Here is a 909-nt window from a genome sequence, read left to right as displayed (position 1 = left end):
GCGCCCGGTCGATTGCCTTGTCTTGAACAGCCTCGTCGCCCCCGGGCTGCCAGCCCTGTCTCAGGCAAGGTATGGTCATAAAGGCCTCCACTTGCGCCTTTGTGGGGAAGCCTTTGCAACTATTCATAGAGGCAATGCGCTTGAGCAGCTCCCGGTCGATGGGCTTGTCTTGAAAGGCCTCGTCAGGCTGCCAGTCCTGCTTCAGACAAGACATGGTCATGAAGGCTTTTACCTGTCCTCTTTCCGGGAAGCCTCTGCCACTGTTCATGGAAGCAATGTGCATGAGCAGCGCCCGGTCAATCGGCTTGCCTTGAACGTCCTCGTCGCCCCCGGGCTGCCAGCCCTGTCTCAGGCAAGGTATGGTCATAAAGGCTGCCACTTGCAGCTTTGTCGGGAAGCCTTTGCAACTATTCATGGAAGCAATGTGCATGAGCAGCGCCCGGTCGACAGGCTTGCCTTGAACGTCCTCGTCGCCCCCGGGCTGCCAGCCCTGTCTCAGGCAAGGTATGGCCATAAAGGCTGCCACTTGCAGCTTTGTCGGGAAGCCTTTGCAACTATACATGGAAGCAATGCGCACAAGCAGATCCCGATCAATAAGGTTGTCTTGAACGGCCACGTCATTACCTGGCTGCCAGTCCTGCTTCAGACAAGGCATGGTCATGAAGGCTTTTACCTGCCCTCTTTCCGGGAAGCCTTTGCCACTATTCATGGAAGCAATGTGCATGAGCAGCGCCCGGTCGATCGGCTTGCCTTGAACGTCCTCGTCGCCCCCGGGCTGCCAACCCTGTCTCAGGCAAGGTATGGTCATAAAGGCCTCCACTTGCGCCTTTGTGGGGAAGCCTTTGCAACTATTCATGGAAGCAATGCGCTTGATCAGCTCCCGGTCGATTGGCTTGTCTTGAACCGCCT

Annotated in this window: 2 protein-coding genes; one reads left to right on the top strand and one right to left on the bottom strand. The window is 56.9% G+C overall.

The genetic code is table 11. The features are described from left to right. Window positions 1–724, bottom strand: a 724-nt coding sequence (locus tag J7438_RS26110; protein WP_209278947.1) for a hypothetical protein, incomplete at its 3' end; no start/stop codon positions are given. On the opposite strand from J7438_RS26110, the gene J7438_RS26105 reads away from it, so the two are divergent. Beyond that, window positions 719–909 (top strand): hypothetical protein (locus J7438_RS26105; RefSeq protein WP_209278946.1); only part of this gene is annotated, 191 nt, incomplete at its 3' end. The genes J7438_RS26110 and J7438_RS26105 overlap by 6 nt on opposite strands.

Origin of the sequence: Thalassotalea sp. G20_0 (genome assembly GCF_017744175.1) — a bacterium.
Lineage (GTDB): Bacteria > Pseudomonadota > Gammaproteobacteria > Pseudomonadales > Endozoicomonadaceae > Endozoicomonas.
Note: the sequence above shows the minus strand (reverse complement) of the source record. Positions and strands in the feature narration are given on the sequence as shown.